At 62.6% G+C, this 9,020-nt stretch carries 11 protein-coding genes; 10 read left to right on the plus strand and 1 reads right to left on the minus strand.

All coding sequences use genetic code 11. From position 1 onward, the window contains the following. From EN893_RS09020 to EN893_RS09055, 8 genes are all read left to right on the plus strand, one after another. Positions 1-801 (plus strand): PhoH family protein (locus EN893_RS09020; RefSeq protein WP_164900773.1); only part of this gene is annotated, 801 nt, incomplete at its 5' end. An 18-nt stretch (positions 802-819) separates the two neighbouring features. Further along, positions 820-1,320: an rRNA maturation RNase YbeY gene (ybeY, locus tag EN893_RS09025; RefSeq protein WP_127266947.1), complete on the plus strand. Its 501-nt coding sequence runs from the start codon at positions 820-822 to the stop codon at positions 1,318-1,320. A 28-nt stretch (positions 1,321-1,348) separates the two neighbouring features. Continuing rightward, positions 1,349-2,488, plus strand: coding sequence for a hemolysin family protein (locus tag EN893_RS09030; RefSeq protein WP_127266946.1), 1,140 nt, complete (start codon positions 1,349-1,351; stop codon positions 2,486-2,488). Between the two features lie 80 nt (positions 2,489-2,568). Next, positions 2,569-2,997: a VOC family protein gene (locus EN893_RS09035; protein WP_245456875.1), complete on the plus strand. Its 429-nt coding sequence runs from the start codon at positions 2,569-2,571 to the stop codon at positions 2,995-2,997. Between the two features lie 102 nt (positions 2,998-3,099). Continuing rightward, positions 3,100-4,692, plus strand: coding sequence for an apolipoprotein N-acyltransferase (lnt, locus tag EN893_RS09040; protein WP_127266945.1), 1,593 nt, complete (start codon positions 3,100-3,102; stop codon positions 4,690-4,692). A 140-nt stretch (positions 4,693-4,832) separates the two neighbouring features. Beyond that, positions 4,833-5,252: a helix-turn-helix domain-containing protein gene (locus EN893_RS09045; protein ID WP_013527901.1), complete on the plus strand. Its 420-nt coding sequence runs from the start codon at positions 4,833-4,835 to the stop codon at positions 5,250-5,252. A gap of 169 nt (positions 5,253-5,421) precedes the next feature. After that, entirely contained in the window at positions 5,422-6,687 is a 1,266-nt protein-coding gene (gene metK, locus EN893_RS09050; protein WP_127266944.1) for a methionine adenosyltransferase, read from the plus strand. Between the two features lie 23 nt (positions 6,688-6,710). Further along, on the plus strand, positions 6,711-7,412 hold the full coding sequence (locus tag EN893_RS09055; RefSeq protein WP_127266943.1) for a tRNA (guanosine(46)-N(7))-methyltransferase TrmB: 702 nt from the start codon (positions 6,711-6,713) through the stop codon (positions 7,410-7,412). Between the two features lie 66 nt (positions 7,413-7,478). Here EN893_RS09055 and EN893_RS09060 read toward each other — a convergent pair whose 3' ends face one another. Then, a complete protein-coding gene (locus tag EN893_RS09060; RefSeq protein ID WP_013527898.1) occupies positions 7,479-7,646 on the minus strand; it encodes a hypothetical protein in 168 nt (55 codons plus the stop codon). Between the two features lie 299 nt (positions 7,647-7,945). Between EN893_RS09060 and rimP the strand changes: the two genes are divergently transcribed. After that, positions 7,946-8,590 carry a ribosome maturation factor RimP gene (rimP, locus tag EN893_RS09065; RefSeq protein ID WP_128361500.1) on the plus strand — a complete coding sequence of 215 codons (645 nt, stop codon included), beginning with the start codon at positions 7,946-7,948 and terminating at the stop codon, positions 8,588-8,590. 49 nt (positions 8,591-8,639) lie between these two features. Further along, positions 8,640-9,020, plus strand: a 381-nt coding sequence (locus EN893_RS09070) for a NusA N-terminal domain-containing protein (RefSeq protein WP_281062475.1), incomplete at its 3' end; no start/stop codon positions are given.

Here is a 9,020-nt window from a genome sequence, read left to right on the forward strand (position 1 = left end):
ATTCTCCAGAAAGGCGTCGATATCGGCCAGTCCGACGTCGACGGCGCCGTGCGCATGGCGATCGCCGCCGACGATCAGCTGACCCTGCCGACGCTGGAGCGCAAGGGCAAGGTTTCCGCCGCCCAGATCGCCACCCGCAAGAAGACGATCTATGCCCGTTCACTCAACCAGGACGCCTATATGCGGGCGCTGGAACGGTCGGAACTGGTGTTCGGCATCGGCCCGGCCGGCACCGGCAAGACCTATCTGGCGGTGGCCCATGCGGCGATGCTGCTCGAGCGCGGCATGGTCGAGCGCATCATTCTCTCTCGGCCTGCGGTCGAGGCCGGCGAACGGCTGGGCTTCCTGCCCGGCGACATGAAGGAGAAGGTCGATCCCTATCTGCGGCCGCTCTATGACGCGCTCTACGACATGATGCCCGCCGACAAAGTCGAGCGCGCCATTGCCGCCGAAGTGATCGAGATCGCGCCGCTCGCCTTCATGCGCGGCCGCACGCTGGCGCATGCCGCCGTCATCCTCGACGAGGCGCAGAACACCACGCCGATGCAGATGAAGATGTTCCTGACGCGTCTGGGCGAAAATTCGCGCATGATCGTCACCGGCGATCCGACCCAGATCGACCTTCCCTCGAACACCAAATCGGGACTGGTCGAAGCCTTGCGGGTGCTGGACGGCGTGGCGGGCGCGGTCACCGTGCGCTTCAACGACGGCGATGTGGTCCGCCATCCGCTGGTGGCGGAAATCGTCAGGGCCTACGACCGGGACGCCAAGCTGGCGCGCGGCCTCGGCGCCGAGAATTGATGTTGACGATGCGGCTTCATGCCTGAGGACATAACATCCGGCGACGGGAATGTTCCCGTCGACATCGACATATCGGTTGAGGCGGGCAACTGGCCCGACGAGGCAAGCCTGACGCGGCTGGTCGATCGCGCCGTCAAGGCGGCTTTTGCCGAAACCGGCGTGGCGGGCCGTTCCGAACTCAGCCTCGTTTTTACCGACGACGCCCATGTCCGGGTTCTCAACGCCGGCTGGCGCGGCAAGGACAAGCCGACCAATGTCTTGTCTTTCCCGGCTTTTCCGTTTGTGCAAGGCGGACCGTTGCCGCCGATGCTGGGCGACATCGTGCTCGCCGCCGAGACGGTCGCGCGTGAAGCGGCACTGGAAGACAAGCCTGTCGAGAACCATATCACCCATCTCGTCATCCACGGCCTGCTGCATTTGCTGGGTTACGATCACGAGACCGACACTGAAGCCGAGGCGATGGAAGCCGTCGAACGCACGGCGCTTGCAAGGCTTGCCATTCCCGACCCCTACGCGTAACTACATCTGATCAATTGACCGGACGACGATGAACGACAAACCAGAAACTGCCGCCCGCCCCGACGCCGGCAGTGCGACCAAGGCTTCCGATACGTCGGAAGAGGGATCAAGTCCGAGTACCGTTACCTCTGGTGCTAACAGTACCTCTGGTGCTAACAGTACCTCTGGCGCTAGCAGTACCTCTGCTGCTGGCAGCGCTGCCAGCGAGACGTTGCCTGCCGGTCCCTCCCTGTTCGACCGCGTTCTGGGCTTGTTTCGGCAACGCAACGGAACCAGCCTGCGTGAGGAAATTGCCGGCGCGCTTGCCGAGACGACGAGCGATGCCGGCGCCTTCTCGCCCGGCGAACGCGCCATGCTCAACAACATCCTGCGGCTGCGCGAAGTGCGCGTCGAGGACGTCATGGTACCGCGCGCCGACATTCAGGGGGTCGAAATCACGACGACGCTCGGCGATCTCCTGGGCACTTTCGAACAATCCGGCCATTCCCGCATGCCGGTCTATTCCGAGACGCTCGATGATCCGCGCGGCATGGTCCATATCCGTGACGTGCTGGCCCACATCACCAAGATCGCGCGCGTCAAGAAGGGCCGCACGACCAGGAAAACCCCCGCTGCCACGGTTCTCGATCTTGCCCAGGTCGACCTCGCACGCACCATTGGCGACCTCAATCTGATCCGCCCGGTGCTGTTCGTGCCGCCGTCGATGCTTGCCTCCGACCTGATGGGCCGCATGCAGACGACGCGCACCCAGATGGCGCTGGTCATCGACGAATATGGCGGCACCGACGGCCTCGCCTCGCTGGAAGACATCGTCGAGATGGTGGTCGGCGACATCGAGGACGAGCATGACGACGACGAGCCGATGATCACCCAGAGCGGCGACGGCGTGTTCATCGTCGACGGCAAGGCCGAGATCGACGACGTGGCCAAGATGATCGGCGGGGATTTCGCCGCCGGTGAACATGGCGAATATGTCGACACGATCGGCGGCATGATTTTCAACACGCTTGGCCGTGTTCCGGCCCGCGGCGAGGTGGTGCAGGCCATACCCGGCTTCGAATTCCACGTCCTCGATGCTGATCCGCGCCGCGTCAAGCGCGTGCGCATCGTGCAGAGCCAGAAGGGTGAGCGCCGCCGGCGCGCCACCGCGCGCACCGAACAGGCGTGAGCCTCACGCTCGCCCGATGACTGTCGACGACCCGTTCAAGCATCCAAGTCTGGGGTCCGGTGTCTTCTACAAGGACCCTCGTGCCGCGCTGGACTGGCTTGAAGCAGCAGCTGGACTGGCTTGAAGCAGCATTTGGCTTCGAGCGCAGCATGGTAGTCAGCGATGCCGAGAGAAAACTCGTCCATGCAGAGATGCGATTCGGCGACAGCTACATCATCGTCGATTCCGAATGGAGCGATTATGTTGCCAGCCCGGCTTCGGTCTCGGGCAGGAACACGCAGTCGATCTATGTCAGGCTGAAGGGCGGCCTGGATGCGCATTGCGAGCAGGCGCGGGCGACCGACGCTGAGATAATCCAGGAGCCGGCGGATCAGTTCTACGGCGAGCGCCAGTATCGTGCCCGCGACCCCGAGGGCCATGTCTGGACCTTCACGCAGACCATCCGTTCGGTTCCGCGCGAGGAGGCCGAGCGGCTGGGCGGCGTTCAAATCGAGGGTTGGCACCGGTAGGGCAGGGCCGGAGCTGTGCATCTCAGCCAGCCATCCGCCCGTTTGGAGCGCGGAGCGCAGCCTGTTAAATCTTGTGTCCTGATTCGCGACTCGGAAGTATGCATGGAGCGCCTCACCGGCCGGATAATTCTGCTTTGGGGTTGGCGGCGTGCGCTCGTGGCGTTTCTCGCGGGCGCTTTTGCCGTGCTTGGGCAGGCGCCTTACGATTTCTTCGCCGCCTGTTTCGTCTCGTTTCCGCTGCTGGTCTGGCTGCTCGACGGCGCCACCGGCGAAGCTTCCGGCAGCCTGTTCCGGCGTCTGCGGCCGGCTTTTGCCGTCGGTTGGTGGTTCGGTTTCGGCTATTTCCTCGCCGGCCTCTGGTGGATCGGCTCGGCGCTGCTGGTCGAGGCCGACAGTTTTGCCTGGGCGCTCCCCTTCGCGGTGGTCGGCATTCCTTTCATGCTCGCCTTTTTCTACGGCTTTGCTGCAATCGTAGCCCGGCTGCTGTGGAGCAACGACATTGGCCGCATCGCCGCCCTTGCCTTCGGCTTCGGGTTGGCGGAATGGCTGCGCGATTTCCTGTTCACCGGTTTTCCCTGGAATGCCGTCGGCTACGCGGCCATGCCCGTGCCGCTGCTGATGCAGAGCGTCTCGGTGACGGGCATGATCGGCATGAACGCGCTCGCCGTGTTCGTCTTCGCACTGCCGGCACTGCTGGCGGCACGTCGGCACCTGCGCCTCGGCGCGGCACTGTTTGTCATGCTCGCCGCCGCCCATGTCGGCTTCGGCTATGTCAGGCTTGGCGCTCCCGAACCGCCAGCTTCACGCAGCCTGGATGTCCGCATCGTTCAGCCGGCCGTGGACCTGTCGGAAAAATGGGATGCCTCGGTGCGCGACCGCATCTTCGCGGTCCTGATGGGGCTCTCGGCCAAGGCGCCGGACCCAGGCCATCAAAAGCCGCAGCTGATCCTGTGGCCCGAAACCTCGGTGCCTTTCCTCTTCACCGAGCGTCCGGACGCATTGACGGCGCTGGGAGACATGCTCGGATCCGGCCAGATGCTGATTGCCGGCGTCGTTCGCGAGGAAGGCGGTTCGGCCGCGAATGCCGACAGCCGTTACTACAACTCCGTGGTGGCGATCGACGACAAGGGTGAAATCTCCGACGCAGTCGACAAGGTTCACCTGGTGCCGTTCGGCGAATACCTGCCTTTCGCCGATCTGCTCCAGCGTTTCGGCATCGAGCAACTGGTTGCCGGGCCGATGAGTTTCGCGGCCGGCAATGAGCGGCACGCCATCACGCTGCCCGATGGCATCCGTGCGCTGCCATTTATCTGTTATGAGGTGATCTTTCCCGATCTTGTGGCAGTTGACGCTGCGTCAGCGCAGCTTATTGTGAACGTTACCAACGATGCGTGGTTCGGCGACACGCCGGGTCCGTATCAGCATTTCAGGCAGGCCCAGATCCGCGCGGTGGAAAATGGATTGCCATTGGTACGTGCTGCCAACAACGGCATCTCGGCCGTCGTCGATCCGCGCGGGCGCATCGTCGATGCGCTTGCGATCGACGCACGCGGCGCCATCGATGCCCACATACCGATTTCCGGACAGGCGCTCATATCTCCCGGCCAACGGCGCATTAACGGAATGCTGATCATGTTGCTGTTTGCCGTTGGGGCAGCGCTGTTGAACGTAAGGCAAAGGCTACGGGTGAATTGACAGCCAACACATTAGAAACTCATACTGTAAGTGCCTGAAAATTTCTCGAAGCCGGTGGATCGTTCTGTTGGGGCAGTTGCCTCCGGCTTTGTTTGGGCAAGAAAAAATAGAGAAAGCCGAAAAAATTCGGCGAGGAAAAAATGACAGAAGACAACAAGAAGAAACCGAATCCGATCGACATCCATGTTGGCAGTCGCATCCGGCTTCGCCGCAACATGCTGGGAATGAGCCAGGAAAAGCTGGGAGAAAACCTCGGCATCACATTTCAACAGATTCAGAAATATGAAAAAGGCACCAACCGCGTCGGCGCCAGCCGATTGCAGGCGATAGCGTCCATACTCGGCGTGCCGGTCGCCTTCTTTTTCGAGGATGCGCCCGGCCAGGAGCCCGTGGCGGGCCGTGGATTTGCCGAGGACGCGTCGATGGCTTTCGCTGTCGAATTCTGCGGCAGCCCTGAAGGCCTTCAGCTCAACCGGGCCTTTGTCAAGATCGCTGATGCCAAGGTGCGCCGCAGGATTATAGACCTGGTCAAGTCCCTCTCCGCCGACGATCCCGACTGATCCTCAATCACGCCAGCACCGGCGGCGTCTTGCCGCCGGTGGCACAAGATAACTGCATCGACATTCATGCCAGAGCCGAAGCACCGCTTGACGAGCGGCGCTTCGCCCCGCTAACACGTGGCGCGCCAAAATCGGCAGCCTGCCGATCGTTTTTCAAGAGGGGACACCCGTGACGCGGCAGAACTACTTCTTTACCTCGGAATCCGTTGCCGAGGGCCATCCCGACAAAGTCTGTGACCGGATTTCCGACGAGATCGTCGATCTGGTGTATCGCGAAGCCAAGAAGACCGGCATGGACCCGTGGAAAGTCCGTGTCGCCTGCGAGACGCTGGCCACCACCAACCGTGTCGTCATCGCCGGCGAAGTGCGTGTTCCCGACACGCTGCTCAAGAGGGACAAGGCGGGCAATATTCTCAAGGATGCCGCTGGGCATTCGGTCGTCAATCCGGCCAAGTTCAAGTCGGTCGCCCGCAAGGCGATCCGCGAAATCGGCTACGAGCAGGCCGGCTTTCACTGGAAAACCGCGAAGATCGAGGTTCTGCTGCACGGCCAGTCGCCTGACATCGGCCAGGGCGTCGACAATGCCTCCGACCGTCAGGGCGAAGAGGGTGCCGGCGACCAGGGCATCATGTTCGGCTACGCCTGCCGCGAGACGCCGGATCTGATGCCGGCGCCGATCTACTACAGCCACAAGATACTCGAATTGCTGGCGGCCGCCCGCCACGAGGGCAGCGGTGAAGCCGGCAGGCTCGGACCGGATGCCAAGAGCCAGGTCACCGTTCGCTATGTCGACGGCAAGGCCGCCGAGGCGACGCAGATCGTGCTGTCCACGCAGCATCTCGATGCGAGCTGGGATTCGAAGAAGGTCCGCAAGGTCGTCGAACCCTATATCCGGGAGGCGCTGGGCGAGCTGAAGATCGCCGACAACTGCATGTGGTACATCAATCCGACCGGCAAGTTCGTCATCGGCGGGCCGGACGGCGACGCCGGGCTGACCGGCCGCAAGATCATCGTCGACACCTATGGCGGTGCCGCACCCCATGGCGGCGGGGCCTTCTCCGGCAAGGACACCACCAAGGTGGATCGTTCGGCGGCCTATGCGGCGCGCTACCTGGCCAAGAACGTCGTGGCGGCGAAACTCGCCGACCGCTGCACCATCCAGCTTTCCTACGCCATCGGCGTTGCTCAGCCGCTGTCGGTCTATGTCGACTTGCACGGTACCGGCAAGGTCGACGAGGCAAAGCTCGAGGACGCGCTGCGCACGGTGATGGATCTGTCGCCGTCGGGTATCCGCCGTCACCTCGATCTCAACAAACCGATCTACGCCAAGACGTCGTCCTACGGCCATTTCGGCCGCAAGGCCGGCCGTGATGGGTCTTTCTCCTGGGAAAAGACCGATCTCGCCAAGGCGCTCAAGGACGCGGTCGCCGCCTGACAGCGGCGCCGCAAAGTCCCACCATGGATCCGAAGGGCAGACCAAGCCGCGCGACCGAAGCCTTTTTCGGTCGCCGGCGCGGCAAAACCATGCGTCCGCAGCAGGCGGCCGCATTGGAAAGCGGCTTTGGCACATATCGGCTCGATCTGACGGCTGAACCGCCGACCGATCTCAGCAGTCTGTTTGAGACGGATGTCAGCGCGGTTCGCCTTGAGATTGGCTTCGGCGGTGGCGAGCATCTCCTGCATCGTGCGATCGAGGCGCCTTCGATCGGCTTTATCGGCGTCGAGCCCTTCGTCAACGGCATGGCCAAGATGATGATGGCGGTGCGCGAGAAACCACTCGCCAATCTGCGGGTCTATGACGACGACGCCACAAGGCTGCTCGACTGGCTGCCGCAAGCCTCGCTCGACGGCATCGATCTGCTCTATCCCGACCCTTGGCCGAAGAAGAAACACTGGAAGCGGCGCTTCGTCAGCCCGGTCAATCTCGAGCGGTTCGCGCATGTGCTGAAGCCTGGTTCAAAATTCCGCTTCGCGTCCGACATCGACACCTATGTCAACTGGACCCTGCTGCATTGCCGCGCGCATGGCGCGTTCGCATGGCAGGCTTGCGAGGCGGCGGACTGGCACCTTTCCTATGAAGGTTGGCCGGGCACCCGTTACGAGGCCAAGGCCATTCGTGAGGGCCGGCGGCCGGCCTATCTGACCTTCATTCGGAAATAAGCTCGCGGTCATAGAGAAATTCCAGGAAAAGTGTGAAACGGTTTTCCGTCCGGAATTGCGTCAAAGCTAGAAGCGGCGGCCGATGCGATCGAAGGCGGCAGGCTCGACGCCGAGATTGCGCAGGTCGTCGGCGCGCGGCCTGCGACCGGCTTCCACGGCCCGTGAAGCGGCCACGGCGCTGCCGAATACGGTGAAGAAGTCGCCTATTGCAGAAAATATCTTGCGATTGCTCATGATCATGTCCTTTCGCGCACGTATGGCGCACGGCCACATTTGTGCAGCGCAACATAAATAGGCGCGTTTCAGCGCCGACCCCATGGGTGTCGCCGCATAGGCGCCATGCGCCCCATGCAACGCTGGCGCGGGCCGCCTCGATGGCGGCGTTGCCCGACCAGCACAGCGGGCTTGAAACACAGGCCGTCATCGTCTATATCAGCCTCAAATTCTTGGTCGGTATGACGAAGAGTGGGTCCACCCGGTCCCGCTCTTTTTTATTACCTGCCGATAACTTGGTAGAGAACGACAGGGCTTCAATGACTGCAACGGCAAGCGAGGGCGACGATCGCATCATCCGCGAAAGCGGCATCGATGCGCGCATCGCGCTGATCGTCCAGCCGGTTCTGCGCGGCATCGGCTTCCGCCTCGTGCGGGTGCATCTGTCGGGCCAGAACGGGCTGACGCTGCAGATCATGGCCGAACGCGAGGACGGCACCATGACCGTCGAAGATTGCGAAGAGGTCAGCCGCGCTGTGTCGCCGGCGCTCGACGTCGATGATCCGATCGAAAAGGCCTATCACCTCGAAGTCTCGTCGCCCGGCATCGACCGGCCACTGGTCCGTAAATCGGATTTCACGACCTGGACGGGTCATCTGGTGAAGATGGAAACATCGATGGTCGTCGCCGACCGCAAGCGCTTCAAGGGCAAGATCGCCGAAGCCGGCGAAGACGATGTGCTGATCGAGCGCGACAAGGCAGCCTATGGCGAGGAGCTGACGGTGCGTGTCCCCTACGATGCGATTGCCGACGTGCGCCTGATCCTGACCGACGATCTCATCCGCGATGCCCTGTCGAAGGACAACAGGGCGCGCAAGGAAGCCAAGAAGCGCCGCGGCGAACCGGACGATGACGAGTCGGGTGCGGAAGCGGACGCCACGGAAGACCACGAACAGGAACTATGATTGAGCTGCCGGGCGCAAAGGCCCGGCAAACAAGCTCCGGAGAAAAACGATGGTTGTAAGCGCCAACAGACTTGAATTGCTGCAGATCGCCGACGCGGTCGCGCGTGAAAAGTCGATCGACAAGTCGATCGTCATCGCCGCCATGGCCGATGCGATCCAGAAGGCGGCGCGCTCGCGTTACGGTCAGGAGACCAACATCCGCGCCGACATCAACCCGAACACTGGTGAGATGAAGCTGCAGCGGCTGATGGAAGTGGTCGAGAAGGTCGATGACTACGCCACGCAGATCGCCATTTCCTCGGCTCGCGAGCGCAATCCCGACGCCCAGCTCGGCGACTTCATCGCCGAACAGCTGCCGCCCATGGATTTCGGCCGCATCGCTGCCCAGTCGGCCAAGCAGGTCATCGTGCAGAAGGTCCGCGAGGCCGAA

The sequence above is a fragment of the Mesorhizobium sp. M7A.F.Ca.CA.004.04.2.1 genome (genome assembly GCF_004022825.1).
In the GTDB taxonomy this organism is placed as follows: Bacteria; Pseudomonadota; Alphaproteobacteria; order Rhizobiales; family Rhizobiaceae; genus Mesorhizobium.